The sequence below is a fragment of the Microbacterium sp. 22296 genome (assembly GCF_052045385.1).
Classification (GTDB): domain Bacteria; phylum Actinomycetota; class Actinomycetes; order Actinomycetales; family Microbacteriaceae; genus Microbacterium.
Genome location: NZ_JBQEOS010000010.1, coordinates 20,516 through 37,509, shown reverse-complemented (window position 1 = coordinate 37,509; position 16,994 = coordinate 20,516). Strand labels below are relative to the sequence as shown.

The window sequence follows — 16,994 nt, the reverse complement described above, 5'->3', positions numbered from 1 at the left end:
CTCCTCGTCTCGACCGACGATGCACCGTCGGCGTGTGCCAGTATAGACATCGGATGTTTAGCCCGCACGGGCCGCCGCCCCCGCCTGAAGGAGCACCATGAGCCGTATCGTCGCGCTCGAGACGACCGACGTCCGATTCCCCACCTCGTTGAGCCTCGACGGCTCGGACGCCATGAACCCCGATCCCGACTACTCGGCGGCGTACGTGCGCGTCGTGACCGACGAGGACGAGGGCCACGCGTTCGTCTTCACGATCGGGCGGGGCAACGACGTGCAGGTCGCGGCCATCGACGCGCTCGCGCCCTTCCTGGTCGGTCGCGAGGTCGAGCCGCTGCTCGACGACATGGGCGGCGTGTGGCGCGAGCTCGTCGGCGATTCGCAGCTGCGGTGGCTGGGGCCCGAGAAGGGCGTGATGCACATGGCCATCGGCGCCGCCGTCAACGCCCTGTGGGACATCAAGGCGAAGAGGGCGGGCCTCCCCCTCTGGCAGCTGCTCGCGCGCATGACCCCCGAGCAGATCGTCGCGCTGGTCGACTTCCGCTACCTCACCAACGCGCTCACGCCCGACGAGGCCCTCGGCATCCTGAATAGGGCGGAGCCCGGGCGCGCGCAGCGCGAGGCGCAGCTGCTCGAGAGCGGCTACCCGGCCTACACGACCTCGCCGGGGTGGCTGGGGTACTCCGACGAGAAGCTCGAGCGCCTGTGCCGCGAGGCCATCGCCGAGGGCTTCGGCCAGATCAAACTCAAGGTGGGTGCCGACCTCGACGACGACGTGCGGCGGTTGCGGATCGCGCGCGAGACGTGCGGCCCCGACTTCCCGATCGCCATCGACGCGAACCAGCGGTGGGAGGTCTCCGAGGCGATCGCGTGGGTGAACGCCCTCGCCCCCTTCGGACCGGCGTGGATCGAAGAGCCCACCAGCCCCGACGACGTGCTCGGCCATGCCGAGATCGCCCGGGGCGTCGCGCCCATCCGTGTGGCCACCGGCGAGCACGCGCAGAACCGCGTGATCTTCAAGCAGTTGCTGCAGGCCGGAGCGATCGGCGTCATGCAGATCGACGCCGCGCGCGTCGGCGGGGTCAACGAGAACATCGCCAATCTGCTGCTCGCCGCCAAGTTCGGCGTCCCCGTCTGCCCGCACGCCGGCGGAGTCGGGCTGTGCGAGGCGGTGCAGCACCTTTCGATGTTCGACTACGTGGCCGTCTCCGGCGAGCGCGAAGGGCGCATGATCGAGTACGTGGACCACCTGCACGAGCACTTCACCGTCCCCGTGGTGATCGGCGAGGGTGCGTACCGCGCGCCCTTGGCGCCGGGGGCGGGCATGGAGATGCTGCAGGCGAGCCGCGAGGCGTACACCTGGACGGGGAGCCATGTCGCCGTCTGACCTTCCGCTCCGCGACGGCGCGGCCCTCGCCTACGGCGCGGCGAACGTCGGCAACCTGCACCGCGTGCTGAGCGACGATGACGCGCACGCCGTCCTCGCCGCGGCCTGGGATGCCGGCATCCGGGCGTTCGACACCGCACCGCACTACGGCCTGGGTCTGTCCGAGCGACGGCTCGGGGCGTTCCTGCGCGACAAGCCGCGCGACGAGTTCACCGTGTCGACGAAGGTGGGGCGCCTGCTCCGATCGAATCCGACCGACGACGGCGGACTCGATCTCGAGAACTCGTTCCACGTCCGCACCGACCTGCGGCGGGTGTGGGACTTCTCCGCCGCCGGCATCGCGGCCAGCCTCGAGGAGTCGCGGGAACGACTGGGACTGGAGCACATCGACACGCTCTACCTGCACGATCCCGAGAAGCACGATCTCGACCAGGCGCTGAGAGAGGCGCTCCCCGCGCTCGAGGCCCTGCGCGCCGAGGGGCGGGTCGACCGCATCGGCGTGGGGTCGATGGATGCCGCCGCTCTCGCGGCCGCGGTGCGCGGCGCCGATCTCGACGAGGTGATGGTCGCCGGGCGGTACACCCTGCTCGAACAGCCCGCCTCGGCGGAGGTGCTCCCCGCGTGCCGCGAGCGGGGCACGACGATCGTGGCGGCCTCGGTGTTCAACTCGGGCCTCCTCGCGAACGACACGCCGTCCCGAGACGCCCGGTACGAGTACGGCGGGGTCCCGGATGCCGTGTGGACGCGACTCGAACGGATCCTCGAGGTGTGCCGGGCGCACGGGGTTCCGCTCCCCGTCGCGGCCCTCGCCTTCGTCGCGCGCGAGCCGCTCGTGACGACAGTGGTGATCGGCGGGAGCCGTCCCGCGCAGCTGCAGCAGAACGCCGACTCCTGGCGCGCGGAGGTTCCCGAGCGGTTCTGGGACGACCTCACCCGCGCCCGACTGATTCCCTGACCCCTCGACGACCAGGAAGGCCCCCATGCTGTCCGGCATCCATCCCCTGCTCACCGGCGAGATGCTTCTGCACCTCGACCGGATGGGCCACTCCGACGCGGTCGTCGTCGCCGACGCGCACTTCCCCGCCTTCACCGTCGGCGCGCGGGTGATCGATCTGCCGGGCACCACGTCTCCCGCGGTGCTCGGCGCGATCCGCAGCGTGATCCCCGCCGACGATGAGCCCGCGCTCGACCTCATGCGGTCGGCCGACGGCGCGGTCCTCGACGTGCAGCGAGAGCTCATCGAGGCCGCCGCTGTCGGCGCGGAGGGCACGCGCTTCGTGGAACGCTTCGCCTACTACGACGTCGCCCGCACCGCGTACCTGATCGTGCGCACGGGCGAGACGCGGATCTACGCCAATGCCCTACTGCGCAAGGGCGTCGTCTCCGGCTGACCCCGGGCGCCCGCACCGATCGCCCGCCCGTCTGCCAGACCGCCCGCCCGCCAAGGAGCATCACGCATGAGCACCCCGGAACGCCCCGCCGCGATCGAGGTCGTCGACCTGCACTGCCACGGCGCGCTCGGGCACGCGTTCGACGACGCCGACCTCGAGGGCGTCGAGGCCGCGGTCGCATTCCACCGCGCGCACGGCACGTCGACGCTGCTGCTCAGCCTGGTGAGCGCACCGATCGATCGACTCGAGAAGCGTCTGAGCGAGATCCGCGGGATGACGTCCTCGCTGCCGTCGGTCGCGGGAGTGCACCTGGAAGGGCCGTTTCTCGCCGACGCGCGCCGGGGAGCGCACGATCCGCGCGCCCTCGCCGCCCCGACGGCGGAGACGGTCGATCGGCTACTCTCGGCGGCCGACGGCATCCTGCGCCAGATCACGATCGCTCCCGAGCTTCCGGGGGCGATGGATGCCATCGAGACCCTCGTCTCGGCGGGGGTCACCGTCGCGGTGGGGCACACGCAGGCCGACCACGACACCGCCGCCGCGGCGTTCGACCGCGGCGCGCGGTTGCTCACGCACGCGTTCAACGCGATGCCGGGTCTCGGCCACCGTGCCCCCGGCCCGGTCGGCGCCGCACTGGAGCGGGATCACGTCGTGCTGGAAGTGATCGCCGACGGTATCCACGTCCACCCCGTGGTGATCCGCACGCTGTTCGCCGCCGCACCGGGCCGCATCGCTCTCGTGACCGACGCGATGTCGGCGACGGGGCTGGGCGACGGCGGCTACAGCCTCGGCGGTCTCGAGGTCGAGGTGCACGACGGGCGCCCCGTGCTCGCCGGCACGGACACCCTCGCCGGCTCCACCCTGACGATGGAGCGCGCGATCGAGGTGGCGACGGCCGCGGGCGTCCCCCGCGACCTCGCTCGCGCCGCGGCCTCCACGGTGCCGGCGCGGTTGCTCAGGGCAGACTGAACGGTCGAGGCGCTCGCTCGTCCTCGTCATCCGCGCCGGCGTCGACCTCCGCCTGAACCCGCGCGCAGCGGCTCGCGAACACGATCGAGTGCAGCAGCATCAGCGCACCTCGCCGAGGGTGTGGCATCCGGGGCAGGGAACGGCGATGCGGTCGCCGACCTTCACGTCGCCGGGGAGCACGACCGTGGCGCACGCCTCGCTGCCGTGCGCGTCGATCACGGCGAAGGGCTCGTCGTACGCGTGCGACACGCGGCCCAGCAGACGCGCTTCGCGCCACACCACATCGAGTCCCGCGGCGCACGCGTCGAGGCGCAGCGCGTCGGCGGTGGCGTGCACCACCGTCGCCACGATCACGGTCGTCGAGAGCGTCGCCGATGCCACCCCGCCCGACGCCGGGATGACGGCGGGTCCCGTGCACACGCAGGGTGTGCCGCAGATGTCGGCATAGCGTCCGATCGACATCGCGCTCACGGTGACGTCGTCGAGCGTGGGCGCCGAGCCGGCCGGCCACGCCGCCGCATCGAAGGGCGCCGGGATGCTGGATCTGAGGGTGGGAAGCAGAGCGGTGAGGGTCATGGCATCCGGTCTACGCCGCGGTGGCCGCGGCGCCCGTCGTGCTCACGATTCCCATGCGGAGGTGAGGGTGCTCCTCACGCCTTTCCGCGGGCGACACGCATCGCGTCGCCGCGGGAGCGGGCTCGCCCGGTGCGAAGCGGTGCCATCAGCGGGGAGGAAACTTTCCGTCGGCGGCGGGTATGTCGGTGCGCGCGGCGCGGATCCACCGGTAGGGATGCAGATCGAATGCGGTGTGAATGCGCACCAGAGTCTCCAGCGTGGGGTTGACCCAGGCGGTGTGTGTGAATCTCGCACGTTCGATGCGTCCGAAGGCCGGTGCGGCGATGCCCGCAGCGTGCGCGGCTTCTTCTTGGCTGTATCCCAGACTCTGGCGGGCTTCGTGAACGTGAAATCCGAAACTTCTCGATAGTCGTGCGCAAATAACGTCGTTATCGGATCCGGCTGAGGGTCGAGTCAAGGTTGTCCCGGTGTTATGCATAAGGCGAGTCTTTCCACCTTAACCGAGCACCCGATGCCCACCCAGACCGTATAAGTATCGCCGTCTCGACGGCGCGCCCGCACGGGCGAGACACGCCTGCGACGGATACGCCTCGGAGGAAAAGCCGCCGATCGATGATCCGGACATCACGCCGGTGACGGACGCTCGCTGTCGGTGTTCGGCTCGGCCTGTGCGAGGAAGTCCCGGACGGCGATCTCGTCGGGCAGGACGAAGGACAAGCCGCCGATCTTGAGCGCGAAGGTCGCATCGGCCCCGGGGATCAGACGCGCGGAGCGCAACCGCCTTCCGGTCTCCCACCCCGATCCGCGACGTCGCCGACGCCACCCTCGAGCACGTAGGAATTCGTCGAGACCCGGCAGGTTTTGGTTGTTCTCTGATTCTTCCACGCGGGCATATTAACCGTGGGGATTTACGTCCGTATTTCCTGTCCCGTCACCGCCGGACGGCAGCGTCCGTATTCGGCGAGGAATTCCCCGGACATGACGTCTCGGTTTATGCCATCGGGCGAAATTGCGGCGACGCTCCCCCGACGAACAGCAATTCACATGCGACAATTTATGTACTGCGAAGGCCGGGAGCCCCGCTCGATCGCGCCGGAGGCGGCTCCCACCGTCGGCGAGCGGACGAGCGCACGCCGGGCTCCGCCGCGCCGGATCGACCCCCGCGCCGTAGCCTGGAAGGGTGACCCTTTCCTTCGACGTCGCCGCCGCGCGTGCCGACTTCCCGATCCTCGAGACCGAGATCGACGGCCGGCCCCTCGTGTACCTCGACTCGGGGGCGACCAGCCAGAAGCCGCGCGCCGTGCTCGACGCCGAGCGCGACTTCCTCGAGCGGGCGAACTCGGCCGTGCACCGCGGCGCCCACACGCTCGCCGCCGAGGCGACCGAGCTGTTCGAAGACGCCCGCATCACGGTCGCCGAATTCGTGGGCGCCGAGCCCGAGCAGCTCGTCTGGACGAGCGGCGCCACCGCCGGCCTCAACCTCGTCGCGGGTTCCCTCGGATACGCGGGGCGCCTGCGCGAGGGCGACGAGATCGTCGTCACCGAGGCCGAGCACCACGCCAACCTCATCCCGTGGCAGGAGCTCGCCCGGCGCACCGGCGCGCGCCTGCGTCACATACCCGTGCTCGACGACGGCATGCTCGACATGCACGCCGCGGCCGACCTCATCGGCGAGCGCACGAAGGTCGTCGCCTTCCCGCACGTCTCCAACGTCCTCGGCATCGTGAACCCGGTCGCCAAGCTCGTCACCCTCGCCCGCGCCGTCGGCGCTCTGACCGTGCTCGACGCGTGCCAGTCGGCTCCGCACCTCGCGCTCGACCTGCCGGCATCCGGGGTCGACCTCGCCGTGTTCTCGGGACACAAGGTCTACGGCCCCTACGGCATCGGCGCCCTCTGGGGTCGCGACGAGGTGCTCGAATCCCTGCCGCCGTTCACCACCGGCGGGTCGATGATCACCACCGTCACCCTCGATGAGGCCGAGTACCTTCCGCCGCCGCAGCGCTTCGAGGCCGGGACGCAGCCGGTGTCGCAGGCCGTGGCCTTGGCCGCCGCGGTGAGATGGCTCGGGGAGCACGACCTCGCCGCCGCCCACGCGCACGAGGCCGTGCTCGAGACGAGAATGCGCGAGGGACTCCGCTCGATCGACGGCATCCGCCTGCTCGGAGACACGGATGCCGCTGAGCGCGTCGCCCTGCAGGCCTTCGTCGTCGAGGGGGTCCACGCGCACGACGTAGGGCAGTTCCTCGACAGTCGCGGGGTCGCCGTGCGCGTGGGACACCACTGCGCGCAGCCCCTGCACCGCCGCTTCGGTATGACCGCGTCGGTGCGCGCGAGCGCCGCGATCCATACGACCGAGGCCGAGATCGACACGTTCCTCGACGCCGTCTCCGGCGTTCGCGGGTTCTTCGGCGTCGGCGCCGGCACGACGGGAGCACGCGCATGAGCGGGCTCGAGTCGCTGTACCAGGAGCTCATCCTCGACCACGCGAAGAACCGCCGCGGCTTCGGTCTCGCCGAGCCCGGAGCGCACAGCGCCACCGTTCACCAGCGCAACCCGATCTGCGGCGACGAAATCACGCTGCGCGTCGACGTCGAGGGCGACCGCGTGGCATCCGTCACCTGGGAGGGCGCGGGATGCTCGATCTCGCAGTCGTCGGCATCCATGCTCGTCGCCCTGCTGCAGGAAGACGGTGGAGAAGACGGGATGCCGACCGCCGACGTCCAGGCCCTGATCGAGCGGTTCCGCGAGTCGCTGCGCTCGCGCGGCAAGATCCCTCTCGATGAGGAGACCTTCGCCGACGCCGCCGCCCTCTCGGGGGTGTCGAAGTACACCGCGCGTGTGAAGTGCGCGATGCTCGCGTGGGTCGCACTGGAAGAGGGGCTGCGGAAGGCCTGATCCGCGGAGCGTCGGGCGCGGCGTGCTCGCGGTGCCCGGTCTAGGCGTAACTCCCGCGCGCGGACGAGTTCGCCGTATGCAACCTCAGCGATCCGCACGAGCTCAGGCATCCACGTTCAAGACCCGCTACGGCACGGTGAGCTTCGACGACACGGGCCAGCTCGATGACGGACCGATGTGGCCGGTGTCGTACGCGGTGGTCGAGGTCACGCCCCAGGTCGAGGAGACGATCCGCGGTCTCGTGCGGCGGGCGGCACCCGGAGCCTGACACTCCGGAACCCTGAACCTTACGCCTCGCGGCACGAAGCCGCACCCGTCTTGTCCGAAGCTCGACCGCGGCGTTGTCTGAACCTAGACGCCGCGTCGATGCACCCCACCGGATGCCGCGCGGCGGGGGTCCATGGATCCCGTCTGCACGACACGATCGGTCGGGCGACCGGCCGGAGAGGACGAAGATGTCAGGGAACAGAGCAGTCGCGTACAAGGAGCCCGGAGTCGTCGAGGTCATCGACACCGACTACCCCGAGTTCGAGCTGAAGGACGGGCCGGGCGTCAACCCGGCGAACGTAGGCCGCAAGGTCCCCCACGGTGCGATCCTGCGCACCGTCTCCACCAACATCTGCGGCTCCGACCAGCACATGGTGCGCGGGCGCACCACGGCTCCGGCCGGGCTCGTGCTCGGTCACGAGATCACCGGCGAGGTGGTCGAGGTCGGACCCGACGTCGAGTTCGTCAAGGTCGGCGACATCGTCTCGGTCCCGTTCAACATCGCGTGCGGCCGCTGCCGCAACTGCAAAGAGGGCAAGACCGGCATCTGCCTCAACGTGAACCCCGACCGCCCCGGCAGCGCCTACGGCTACGTCGACATGGGCGGGTGGGTCGGCGGCCAGGCCGAGTACGTGCTCGTGCCCTACGCCGACTGGAACCTGCTGGTCTTCCCCGACCGCGAGCAGGCGCTCGAGAAGATCCTCGACCTCACGATGCTGTCCGACATCTTCCCCACGGGCTTCCACGGCGCCTACACCGCGGGCGTCCGCCCTGGATCGACGGTCTACATCGCCGGCGCGGGACCGGTGGGCATCGCCGCCGCCGTCGGCGCGCAGCTGCTGGGTGCGGCCGCGGTGCTCGTCGGCGACCTCAACCCGGAGCGCCTCGCGCAGGTGCGCTCGCTCGGGTTCGAGAGCGTCGACGTGTCGAAGGGCGACCCGGGAGAGCAGATCGAGCAGATCCTCGGCGTCCCCGAAGTGGATGCCGCGGTCGACGCGGTCGGGTTCGAGGCACGCGGCCATGGGGCCGATGCGGGCCACGAAGCCCCGGCGACGGTGCTCAACTCGCTGTTCACGGTGACCGCGGCGGGCGGCGGGGTCGGCATCCCGGGTCTGTACGTCACGGGCGACCCCGGCGGGGTCGACGAGGCCGCGAAGGTCGGATCGCTGTCACTGCGACTCGGTCTCGGCTGGGCGAAATCGCTGTCGTTCACGACCGGTCAGTGCCCCGTCATGAAGTACAACCGGCAGCTGATGATGGCGATCCTGCACGACAAGGTGCAGATCGCGAAGGCCGTCAACGCCACCCCGATCGGACTCGACGAAGCCCCCCAGGGCTACGCCGACTTCGACAAGGGCGCCCCGCGCAAGTACGTGCTGAACCCGAACGGGTACATCACGAGCTGACGCTCGCCCCGGAGCTCGCAGAACGGCGCGGTGCTCGCAGACCTCCCGGCGGAGTCCGCGAGCACCGCGTGCGACTTCGAGCTTCGACCGGGGCCCGATCGAGGGCGGGATGCCGCGGCCTCGGCGCCGCGGCATCCCCCTCACCCCATGACCACGCGCTCCATGCGGCGGTAGCTCTCCTCCATGCCGTCGATCATGCCGGTGGCCAGGACCATGTCGCGGGTCGTGGCATCCGGATACTCGATCAGCAGCGTCAGCAGCGTCGCCCCGTCCTCTTCGTAAAGCGACAGATCGTTCACGGTCGAGGGGAAGTCGGTGCCGGTCATGTGCTCGGTCTGCACCATGCGCCGGGGATCGTCGAGCAGCAGGATCTCACCGTCGAAACCGAAGGGCTCCCCCTCGGTGCCGGGTTCGGGGGCCCAGGCGATGCGGTATCCACCCCCGACGCGCCGATCGACCTCGTGCGTGGTCATGCGCCAGCCGTCGGGGCCGAGCATCCACTGCCGCATCAGGTCGGGGTCGACGTGCGCGCGCCACACCAGCTCGCGCGGGCCGTCGATCAGGCGTGTGATGCGCACGTGCTGGTCGTCGAGGATCTCGAGCCGCGTCCCCTTACCCTGGGCGAACTCCCGCAGGCCCTGCAGCACGGCGTCGAGCTGGTTCATCGCGAGGGTCGAGCCCTCGACGGCGCCCATCGCGACGACCTGCTCGAGAGCCTCGACGGAGTCGAAGCGGCTGACGTTCGTCATCCGCGAGCCCTCGGGCGTGGCCTCGAACGAGAAGACCATGCGCATCGACGGCATCCCCTCGAGGGGCTCGCCGTTCTCGTCGGCGAAGGAGTCGATGACCTCGAACCCGCGGGGTTCGTCGATCGCGGTGAACTCCCACGCTCCGCCCGCGCGCTCACCCTGCGGAGACGTCATGTGGTACTTCGCGTGCCCGCCGACCGTGAAGTCGAACGCGTCGAACGTCGCCGGCCACCCGGGAGGACCCCAGAAGCGTTCGAGCTGACGCGGGTCGGTGAACGCCGCCCAGAGGCGGTCCGGGCCGACGGCGAAGTCGGCGATCAGGGTCATGGTGAGCGCTTCGGTGTCGCTCTCGACGGATGTGACGGGCATGACGGACTCCTTCGTCGGGTCAGGGCGCGGGGGTTTCGGGGACGGATGCCGTGGCGGGCGGGGCCCCTTGGGGCGGAACCGCGGCGGGTCGAGGGGTGGATGCCGCTCCACCCGGTGACGCTGTGGGCGGGACCGCTGTGGATGCCGCGGCATCCGCCTCTTCGGACAGCAGCGCGTCGAGCCGGTCGACGCGCCCGCGCCAGAGGTCTTCGTACGAGCGGAGCAGCTGCTGCGCCCGGGCGATCGCGGACGGATCGGCACGCACGAGCCTCACCCTCCCCTCCGCGCGCTTGGTGATGAGCCGCGCCTCGGCGAGCACGGCGATGTGCTTCGACACCGCCGCGAACGACATCGCGTAGGCCGCCGCGAGCTGGGTCACCGACTGCTCGGAGACCAGCGTGCGCCGCACGATGTCGCGCCGCGTGGCATCGGCGAGGGCGTGGAACACCCGGTCGATGTCGGCGTCGCTCTGTTGTTCAACCATTTGGTTGCACGTTAGCGGTGATCGAAGGGCGTCGCAAGAGGGTTCGACACCGGCTGTCGGGGACGCGTCCGGGCGACACAAACCGGCCGTGCGTGACATGCGCGGGTGGTCGAACTACACCTGGCGCCACAACGCCCCGCCGCCGACGGGTTGCTCTTCGCCGGGGAAGAGGAACGCACCCGGATAGAGGGACCCCGCCGGGCCCCTCCTACCCTCGCCGCCCGCGGGGATCTACCTATTTTTTGGAGTCTTAGACTGTTTTATTTAAATCTAATAAAGCACAGTAAGGCTGCTAAGATCCCACCGTGGACAACCTTGACAACCCGTACACACCGAACGCGGGAGCCTCACCAGAGGCCCTGATTGGACGCGACGATCAGACCGCGTCATTCGAAGTTCTTCTCCGTCGACTCCAGCGCGGGCGTTCGGAGCAATCGATGATCATCACGGGACTGCGCGGCGTCGGTAAGACCGTCCTCCTGAACAGGTTCGAGCAAATTGCGCGGGGCGCCGGATGGGAGGTCGTCGAGTTCGAGGCCAGCAAACACGAAGATGGGAAGTTCCGACAGGCTCTGTTCTCGCAGCTGAAGGCGGCGCTCTTGCGGCTTTCTCCCCGCGCGCGTTGGACAGCCCGCGGCCGCAGGGCAGCCGAGGTCCTGAGCGCGTTCGCGGTATCCGTCGACCAGCAGGGAACATGGTCGATGTCATGGGATGTTCCTCCGGCTGAGGGATTGGGCGACCACGGCGACCTGGGCATGGACCTCACCGATGTCCTCACCGCTATCGGGGAAGCCGCGGCCGAAGAGGGCAAGGGTGTCGCGATACTCATCGACGAAGTACAGTTCCTCGCCGCAACGCAACTCGAAGCGCTCATTCAATCCATCCACAAGACCGTGCAACGCAAGCTCCCGGTCACGTTCGTCGGCGCCGGCCTGCCGCAGATAGCCGAGCTTGCTGGCGATGCGAAGTCGTACGCCGAGCGACTCTTCAAGTTCCCGCGGATCGATTCGCTGGATGACGCTGACGCACGCACCGCACTCACCGAGCCGGCCGCCGCGGAAGGGGCCGTCTACGACGGGGACGCTGTCGATCTCGCCGTCGATATCACTCGCGGCTACCCCTATTTCATCCAAGAGCTCGGGTATCAGGTGTGGAACATCGCCCGGAACAACCGGATCACACGAGAAGACGTGACACTGGCGCAAGAAGCGTATGAAGCCAAGCTCGACAGCTCCTTCTTTCGAGTTCGCCTCGATCGCGCTACACCTCTTCAGACCGCGTACATGCGCGCGATGGCCGAACTGGGCCCCGAGCCCCAAAAGGCCTCGGATGTGGCGCGATTGCTCGAGCGCGACTCGACCCAGCTCGGTCCCACTCGCGCGGAACTCATCGAAATGGGACTGCTCTACACGCCGGAGCATGGATATGCAGCGTTCACGGTGCCCGACTTCGACAAGTTCATGCTCCGCGCGGTTCCCAAACTCGAGGTACCCCCGGTCCAGCGCCGCCGCCCCAAGATCTGATGACGTGCGTGCGACTCACCCCGTCGCGCTCGTTTCGTCGACGACCGTCACCCGCGTCCGGAAAATGTCACGACAAAGTCCGCCAGCATTCGCCTGAAACGCCTGCTGGTCTTGACGACCAGTGCCATCTCACCGCGTTCTCGACAGTCCGCGGGCGGCGGCATCTCGATGATCCCCGACCGACGATTGAGATCACAGGAAGCTCCCGCCGCAAGGCTGCCTTCCAATACCCCCATGGGGTATACGCTCGTCGGGTCAGCAGGGAAGGAGGGCCCCTGAACGACCCTCACATCGGCGTTCCCCACGCCACGCACACGCGGCGCTCGAGACTCTCCGCGATCCCCCTCCACCCGCACGCGGGTGAACGACGAAGGAGCAACCACATGAAGATCCGATCCGCAACCGCAGCCGCCCTCCCCCTGGCCGCCGTGCTCGCCCTCGCGGGATGCTCCGGCACGAGCGGATCCGGATCCATGCCCAGCATGGATCACGGCTCCGGCCCGATGGCGACGGCCACCACGGCCGCCGAGGCGTCGGAGACCGACATCCTGTTCCTCACGATGATGATCCCGCACCACGAGCAGGCCATCGAGATGTCGGACACCCTGCTCGCCAAGGCGGGTGTCGACGACCGTGTCACCGCCCTCGCCGAGCAGATCAAGGCCGCCCAAGGCCCCGAGATCGAGACGATGAAGGGCTGGCTCTCGGACTGGGGCGTGTCGATGAGCGAGGGCATGAGCGGCATGGACCACGGCGGGATGATGTCGGAGTCCGACATGCAGGAGCTCGCGGATGCCGAGGGCGGCGACGCCGCCCGTCTGTACCTCGAGCAGATGATCGAGCACCACGAGGGTGCCGTCGACATGGCCCAGGACGAGATCGACGACGGACAGGACAGCGAGGTCGTCGACCTGGCCCGCTCGATCGTCGACGGCCAGACGGCCGAGATCGCCACGATGAAAGATCTGCTCGCCTCCCCGTGAGCAGCGGTGGGGGCGGGGCGCCGTGGCGCTTCGCCCCCACCCTCCTCGGTCGACGGGGGCGGGGCCCGCTCAGGCGAGCGTGAGGAAGAGCTTCTCGAGCTCCTCGACCGTGAGCCGGCCGGGGGCGTCGGCGTCGGCCGAGGCCTCGGCATCGTCGGCATCCGGTTCGGTGATGCACTGCTTCATCGCCGTGGAGATGATCGCGAAACCCGCGCGGTCGATCGCGCTGCTCACCGCGGCGAGCTGGGTGACGACCTCGCGGCAGTCGCCGCCGCCCTCGACCGCCGCGATCACGGCGGCGAGCTGCCCCTGTGCGCGGCGCAGGCGGTTGGCGACCTTCTTGACGGCCTGGGGATCGTGGAGGCTGCGGTCACTCATGCGTGTTCTCCTTCAGCGAGGGTCGAGGACATCGCCTCGCGGCCGGCGAGCCAGGTGCGGTATCCGCCGTCGAGATTACGCACGTCGTACCCGAGCTGTGTGAGCAGCCGCGCGGCCGTGTGCCCGCGCTGCCCGACCTGACAGTGCACGATCACCGGGCCGTCGGCGATCTCGCCGTGCCGTTCGCGCAGTTCGTCGAGCGGTAGGTTGACCGCCCCCGGGATGGCCCCCGCGGCGAACTCCGCGGGGGTGCGCACGTCGACGAGGGCGGCCCCGGCGTCGAGCGCCGCCGGAAGCTCGTGCCACTGCACGGCATCCGTCGTCCCCTCGGCGAGGTTCTGCGCGACGTACCCGATCATGTTGACGGGGTCCTTCGCCGAGCCGTACTGCGGAGCGTAGGCGAGTTCGAGCTGCGAGAGAGCGGATGCCGTCAGCCCCGCCGCCATGGCCACGGCGATCACGTCGATGCGCTTGTCGACGCCGTCGCCACCGACGATCTGCGCCCCGAGGATGAGGTCGGACGCGGGATCGACGAGCAGCTTCATCGCCATCGCCTGCGCCCCCGGGTAGTAGGTCGCGTGCGAGGCCGGGTGCGTGTGGATGACGCGGTGCGCCCGCCCATCGGCGATGAGTCGGCGTTCGCTCCACCCGACGAAGGCGACGGTCGCGCCGAACAGTCCCAGCACGGCGGTGCCGAGCGCGGGACGCGCCGGGGCCGGCTCGAGGCCCGCGATGTCGTCGGCCACCGCCCGGCCGTGGCGGTTGGCCAGGCCCGCCATGGTCACCAGCGCAGGCTCGCCGTCGACGTGGTCGCGCTTCTCGACGCCGTCGCCCACGGCCCAGACGTGCGGGGCGGAAGTCCGTTGCCGTGCGTCGACGGCGATCCCGCCGGTCGGACCGACCTCGAGACCGGCGGCCTCGGCGAGGCCACGATCGGGGCGCACTCCGCTCGCCTCGACGACGAGCACCGCCTCGACGGTCCCGCCGTCATCCAGGAGGACGCGCCCCGGCTCCGCACCAACGATGGTCGCGCCGAGCCGTACGTCGACGCCGTGCTCACGGAGGAGGGCCAGCAGCGGCGCGGCCATCTCGGCATCCAGGGGCGACAGCACCTGCCGACCGCGCGTCACCAGGGTCACTCGCGCGCCGCGCGCGACGAGGTTCTCGACCGCCTCGAGCCCGATGAAGCCGGCTCCCGCCACGACGACGCTCGGTTGCGGACCGGCGTCGGCGAGCACCTCGAGCACGCGGTCGACGTCGTCGACACTGCGCAGCGTATGCGTGGGAACGGCCCCCGCGGACGGCCCCGGAGCAGCTGCGGCCCCCGTGGCGATCACGAGGTCGTCGTACGTCTCGACGCTCTCGGTGGCCGCATCGATATCGCGCACGGTCACCGTTCGAGTGGCCGTGTCGATGGCGACCACCTCGTGCCGCACGCGCACGTCGAGGGCGAAGCGGGATGCGAGCGATTCCGGCGTCTGCAGAAGGAGCGACGAGCGCTCCGCGATCACCCCGCCCACGTGGTACGGCAGTCCGCAGTTCGCGAACGACACGTACGCGCCGCGCTCGTAGACCGTGATTTCGCGGGTCTCGTCGAGTCGCCGCAACCTCGTCGCCGCACTCATTCCCGCCGCGACCCCGCCGATGATGACCGTCTTCATGTCATCCACTTTATACCCCCGGGGGTATAGTCGAGGCCGGTCGCGACCGCGGCCGAGAACGGAAGGATGCCGAAGATGTGCCGACAGGTGACGTGCAAGACGTGTGGGAAAGCGACGTGGGCCGGGTGCGGTCAGCACGTCGATCAGGTGATGGCCGGCGTTCCCCGGCGCGACCGCTGCGAGGGGCACGAGAAGCAGGCCGCCGCCGAGGGCGGCGGGTTCTTCTACCGGCTGTTCGGGCGCTGAGTCGACTCAGGCGTCGATGCGCAGCGCCCCGGCGACGGCATCGAGTGCACCGGGCACGAGCCGGTAGTACGCCCACGTTCCGCGCTTCGAGCGCGTGAGGAACCCCGCCTCGGTCAGCACCTTGAGGTGGTGCGACACCGTGGGCTGCGACAGCCCGACCGGCTCGGTGAGGTCGCACACGCAGGCCTCCTGCTCGGCAGCGCTCGCGACGATCGACAGCAGGCGCAGCCGCGTCGGGTCACCGAGGGCCTTCAGCCGCCCGGCGAGCCCTGCGGCGTCGGCGACCGACATCGGGGCGCCCCCGCTGGACACGCAGCAGGCAGCGGACGGCAGGAGCGGCAGCGTGGTCATACATCGATAGTAGTCGATATTGACATCCATCGATGGATACGGGCACGATGGGGCATCGACAGTCATCGATGCACGAGGAGTCTCATGTCGACGCTCACCCTCACCCCGCGGCCCCGCACGACGGACCGCCTCGCGGCCCTTCCCGTGGTCGTCATCGGCGCGGGGCCCGTGGGCCTCGCTGCCGCCGCGCACCTCGCCGACCGGGGAATCGACTTCGTCGTCGTGGAGGCGGCATCCACTCCCGCGGCTGCCGTGCAGCAGTGGGGCCACACCCGCCTGTTCTCGGCCTGGCGCGAGGTCGTCGACCCCGTCGCCCGCCGCCTGCTCGAGGCCACCGGCTGGACCATGCCGGCCGAGGGTCGCGCTCCGACGGGCCGAGAGCTCGTCGACGACTACCTGCGCCCGCTCGCCGAGCTGCCCGCGATCGCGGCGCACATCCGCTACGGCGCCCGCGTGACCGGGGTCGCGCGCGAGGGGATGGACCGCACGCGCTCCGCCGACCGCGAGAACACCCCGTTCCTCGTGCGCACCCCGGAGGGAGAGCTTCTCGCCCGCGCCGTACTCGATGCCTCGGGAACGTACGACTCGCCGAACTCGCTGCTGTCGACGGGCCTGCCCACCATCGACGACGCGCGGATCTCGCACGCCCTCCCCGACGTACTTGGCCGCGAGCGCGAACGCTTCGCGGGCCGGCACACGATCGTCGTCGGCGCCGGGCACTCCGCCGCGAACACCCTCATCTCGCTCGTCCGCCTGCAGCGCGACGCCCCCGGCACGCGCATCACGTGGCTCATCCGCAACGCCGGCGCCGTGCGCGTGTCGTCGTCGGCGGACGACGAGCTCGTCGGTCGCGCGCAGCTCGGCGCGCGCGTGGACCGGTACGTCGAGGCCGGCGCCGTCGACAAGATCGACTCCTTCGAGATCGGTCGCGTCGAGTCCCGACCGGATGGCATCCACCTCTCCGGAACACGACGCGGCGAACTCGCCGAGGTGACCGCCGACGTCGTGGTCAACGCGACCGGATTCCGGCCCGACCTCGCCCCGCTGCGCGAGATCCGCACCGACCTGGATGCCGTCGTCGAGGCGCCGCGCCTGCTCGCCCCGCTCATCGACCCGAACGTGCACTCGTGCGGCACCGTCGAGCCGCACGGATTCCGGGAGCTGACGCACCCCGAGCACGGCTTCTTCCTCGTCGGGATGAAGTCGTACGGCCGCGCGCCCACGTTCCTGCTGGCCACCGGGTACGAGCAGGTGCGCTCGATCGTGGCGTGGCTCGCGGGCGACATGGCCTCGGCTTCTCGCGTCGAGCTGACGCTGCCGGCCACGGGCGTGTGCTCGACGGATGCCGGTGGGTGCTGCTGA

Annotated in this window: 17 protein-coding genes and 1 pseudogene; 11 read left to right on the top strand and 7 right to left on the bottom strand. The window is 70.0% G+C overall.

What is annotated here, in order from left to right:
- Positions 1 to 97 precede the first annotated feature (97 nt).
- The 4 genes from ACTJJP_RS15355 to ACTJJP_RS15340 all read left to right on the top strand — a co-directional run bounded on the left by ACTJJP_RS15355 (position 98) and on the right by ACTJJP_RS15340 (position 3,744).
- Positions 98 to 1,384, top strand: coding sequence for an L-fuconate dehydratase (locus ACTJJP_RS15355; RefSeq protein ID WP_440775849.1), 1,287 nt, complete (start codon positions 98 to 100; stop codon positions 1,382 to 1,384).
- Entirely contained in the window at positions 1,371 to 2,339 is a 969-nt protein-coding gene (locus tag ACTJJP_RS15350; RefSeq protein WP_440775848.1) for an aldo/keto reductase, read from the top strand. Before ACTJJP_RS15355 ends, ACTJJP_RS15350 begins: the two co-directional genes overlap by 14 nt.
- A gap of 25 nt (positions 2,340 to 2,364) precedes the next feature.
- Positions 2,365 to 2,775, top strand: coding sequence for an RbsD/FucU family protein (locus ACTJJP_RS15345; RefSeq protein ID WP_440775847.1), 411 nt, complete (start codon positions 2,365 to 2,367; stop codon positions 2,773 to 2,775).
- 66 nt (positions 2,776 to 2,841) lie between these two features.
- Positions 2,842 to 3,744: an N-acetylglucosamine-6-phosphate deacetylase gene (locus ACTJJP_RS15340; protein WP_440775846.1), complete on the top strand. Its 903-nt coding sequence runs from the start codon at positions 2,842 to 2,844 to the stop codon at positions 3,742 to 3,744.
- 99 nt (positions 3,745 to 3,843) lie between these two features.
- Here ACTJJP_RS15340 and ACTJJP_RS15335 read toward each other — a convergent pair whose 3' ends face one another.
- Together ACTJJP_RS15335 and ACTJJP_RS15330 are read right to left on the bottom strand one after the other, a co-directional pair.
- A complete protein-coding gene (locus ACTJJP_RS15335; protein ID WP_440775845.1) occupies positions 3,844 to 4,320 on the bottom strand; it encodes a hypothetical protein in 477 nt (158 codons plus the stop codon).
- A gap of 624 nt (positions 4,321 to 4,944) precedes the next feature.
- Positions 4,945 to 5,205 (bottom strand): hypothetical protein, encoded by a 261-nt coding sequence (locus tag ACTJJP_RS15330; RefSeq protein WP_440775844.1) that lies wholly within the window; start codon positions 5,203 to 5,205, stop codon positions 4,945 to 4,947.
- A 295-nt stretch (positions 5,206 to 5,500) separates the two neighbouring features.
- Between ACTJJP_RS15330 and ACTJJP_RS15325 the strand changes: the two genes are divergently transcribed.
- The 4 genes from ACTJJP_RS15325 (at position 5,501) to fdhA (ending at position 8,888) form a co-directional block, all read left to right on the top strand.
- Positions 5,501 to 6,763 (top strand): aminotransferase class V-fold PLP-dependent enzyme, encoded by a 1,263-nt coding sequence (locus ACTJJP_RS15325; RefSeq protein WP_440775843.1) that lies wholly within the window; start codon positions 5,501 to 5,503, stop codon positions 6,761 to 6,763.
- Entirely contained in the window at positions 6,760 to 7,215 is a 456-nt protein-coding gene (sufU, locus tag ACTJJP_RS15320; protein ID WP_440775842.1) for a Fe-S cluster assembly sulfur transfer protein SufU, read from the top strand. Before ACTJJP_RS15325 ends, sufU begins: the two co-directional genes overlap by 4 nt.
- A 76-nt stretch (positions 7,216 to 7,291) precedes the next feature.
- Positions 7,292 to 7,483 carry a hypothetical protein gene (locus tag ACTJJP_RS15315; RefSeq protein WP_440775841.1) on the top strand — a complete coding sequence of 64 codons (192 nt, stop codon included), beginning with the start codon at positions 7,292 to 7,294 and terminating at the stop codon, positions 7,481 to 7,483.
- A gap of 187 nt (positions 7,484 to 7,670) precedes the next feature.
- The gene (fdhA, locus tag ACTJJP_RS15310) at positions 7,671 to 8,888 is read left to right on the top strand and encodes a formaldehyde dehydrogenase, glutathione-independent (protein ID WP_440775840.1); all 1,218 of its coding nucleotides are present in this window, start codon (positions 7,671 to 7,673) and stop codon (positions 8,886 to 8,888) included.
- A 140-nt stretch (positions 8,889 to 9,028) separates the two neighbouring features.
- Here the strand turns inward: fdhA and ACTJJP_RS15305 are convergent, their stop codons facing one another.
- The gene (locus tag ACTJJP_RS15305; protein ID WP_440775839.1) at positions 9,029 to 10,006 is read right to left on the bottom strand and encodes an SRPBCC family protein; all 978 of its coding nucleotides are present in this window, start codon (positions 10,004 to 10,006) and stop codon (positions 9,029 to 9,031) included.
- Positions 10,007 to 10,151: 145 nt separating this feature from the next.
- Positions 10,152 to 10,490 (bottom strand): annotated as a pseudogene (locus ACTJJP_RS15300) (ArsR/SmtB family transcription factor); the annotation flags it as partial.
- Between the two features lie 305 nt (positions 10,491 to 10,795).
- Here ACTJJP_RS15300 and ACTJJP_RS15295 point away from each other — a divergent pair.
- Together ACTJJP_RS15295 and ACTJJP_RS15290 are read left to right on the top strand one after the other, a co-directional pair.
- Positions 10,796 to 12,013, top strand: a complete 1,218-nt coding sequence (locus ACTJJP_RS15295) for an ATP-binding protein (protein ID WP_440775838.1) — start codon at positions 10,796 to 10,798, stop codon at positions 12,011 to 12,013.
- 383 nt (positions 12,014 to 12,396) lie between these two features.
- The gene (locus ACTJJP_RS15290) at positions 12,397 to 12,996 is read left to right on the top strand and encodes a DUF305 domain-containing protein (protein ID WP_440775837.1); all 600 of its coding nucleotides are present in this window, start codon (positions 12,397 to 12,399) and stop codon (positions 12,994 to 12,996) included.
- Between the two features lie 69 nt (positions 12,997 to 13,065).
- On the opposite strand, the gene ACTJJP_RS15285 is transcribed toward ACTJJP_RS15290, so the two are convergent.
- From ACTJJP_RS15285 to ACTJJP_RS15275, 3 genes are all read right to left on the bottom strand, one after another.
- Complete coding sequence (locus tag ACTJJP_RS15285; protein WP_440775836.1) at positions 13,066 to 13,374, bottom strand: metal-sensitive transcriptional regulator; 309 nt, start codon at positions 13,372 to 13,374, stop codon at positions 13,066 to 13,068.
- Positions 13,371 to 15,035 carry an FAD-dependent oxidoreductase gene (locus ACTJJP_RS15280; protein WP_440775835.1) on the bottom strand — a complete coding sequence of 555 codons (1,665 nt, stop codon included), beginning with the start codon at positions 15,033 to 15,035 and terminating at the stop codon, positions 13,371 to 13,373. Before ACTJJP_RS15280 ends, ACTJJP_RS15285 begins: the two co-directional genes overlap by 4 nt.
- Before the next feature lie 252 nt (positions 15,036 to 15,287).
- Complete coding sequence (locus tag ACTJJP_RS15275) at positions 15,288 to 15,632, bottom strand: ArsR/SmtB family transcription factor (protein WP_440775834.1); 345 nt, start codon at positions 15,630 to 15,632, stop codon at positions 15,288 to 15,290.
- Positions 15,633 to 15,716: 84 nt separating this feature from the next.
- Here ACTJJP_RS15275 and ACTJJP_RS15270 point away from each other — a divergent pair, with 84 nt between their 5' ends.
- Positions 15,717 to 16,994: an NAD(P)-binding domain-containing protein gene (locus ACTJJP_RS15270; protein WP_440775833.1), complete on the top strand. Its 1,278-nt coding sequence runs from the start codon at positions 15,717 to 15,719 to the stop codon at positions 16,992 to 16,994.

What these genes read in the sequence shown, in the direction of transcription:
- ACTJJP_RS15315 (WP_440775841.1), top strand. Translation starts at nt 7,292, where the DNA reads ATGCAACCTCAGCGATCCGCACGAGCTCAGGCATCCACGTTCAAGACC.
- ACTJJP_RS15355 (WP_440775849.1), top strand. Translation starts at nt 98, where the DNA reads ATGAGCCGTATCGTCGCGCTCGAGACGACCGACGTCCGATTCCCCACC.
- ACTJJP_RS15345 (WP_440775847.1), top strand. Translation starts at nt 2,365, where the DNA reads ATGCTGTCCGGCATCCATCCCCTGCTCACCGGCGAGATGCTTCTGCAC.
- ACTJJP_RS15275 (WP_440775834.1), bottom strand. Translation starts at nt 15,632, where the DNA reads ATGACCACGCTGCCGCTCCTGCCGTCCGCTGCCTGCTGCGTGTCCAGC.
- sufU (WP_440775842.1), top strand. Translation starts at nt 6,760, where the DNA reads ATGAGCGGGCTCGAGTCGCTGTACCAGGAGCTCATCCTCGACCACGCG.
- fdhA (WP_440775840.1), top strand. Translation starts at nt 7,671, where the DNA reads ATGTCAGGGAACAGAGCAGTCGCGTACAAGGAGCCCGGAGTCGTCGAG.
- ACTJJP_RS15305 (WP_440775839.1), bottom strand. Translation starts at nt 10,006, where the DNA reads ATGCCCGTCACATCCGTCGAGAGCGACACCGAAGCGCTCACCATGACC.
- ACTJJP_RS15280 (WP_440775835.1), bottom strand. Translation starts at nt 15,035, where the DNA reads ATGAAGACGGTCATCATCGGCGGGGTCGCGGCGGGAATGAGTGCGGCG.
- ACTJJP_RS15350 (WP_440775848.1), top strand. Translation starts at nt 1,371, where the DNA reads ATGTCGCCGTCTGACCTTCCGCTCCGCGACGGCGCGGCCCTCGCCTAC.
- ACTJJP_RS15290 (WP_440775837.1), top strand. Translation starts at nt 12,397, where the DNA reads ATGAAGATCCGATCCGCAACCGCAGCCGCCCTCCCCCTGGCCGCCGTG.
- ACTJJP_RS15340 (WP_440775846.1), top strand. Translation starts at nt 2,842, where the DNA reads ATGAGCACCCCGGAACGCCCCGCCGCGATCGAGGTCGTCGACCTGCAC.
- ACTJJP_RS15335 (WP_440775845.1), bottom strand. Translation starts at nt 4,320, where the DNA reads ATGACCCTCACCGCTCTGCTTCCCACCCTCAGATCCAGCATCCCGGCG.
- ACTJJP_RS15270 (WP_440775833.1), top strand. Translation starts at nt 15,717, where the DNA reads ATGTCGACGCTCACCCTCACCCCGCGGCCCCGCACGACGGACCGCCTC.
- ACTJJP_RS15285 (WP_440775836.1), bottom strand. Translation starts at nt 13,374, where the DNA reads ATGAGTGACCGCAGCCTCCACGATCCCCAGGCCGTCAAGAAGGTCGCC.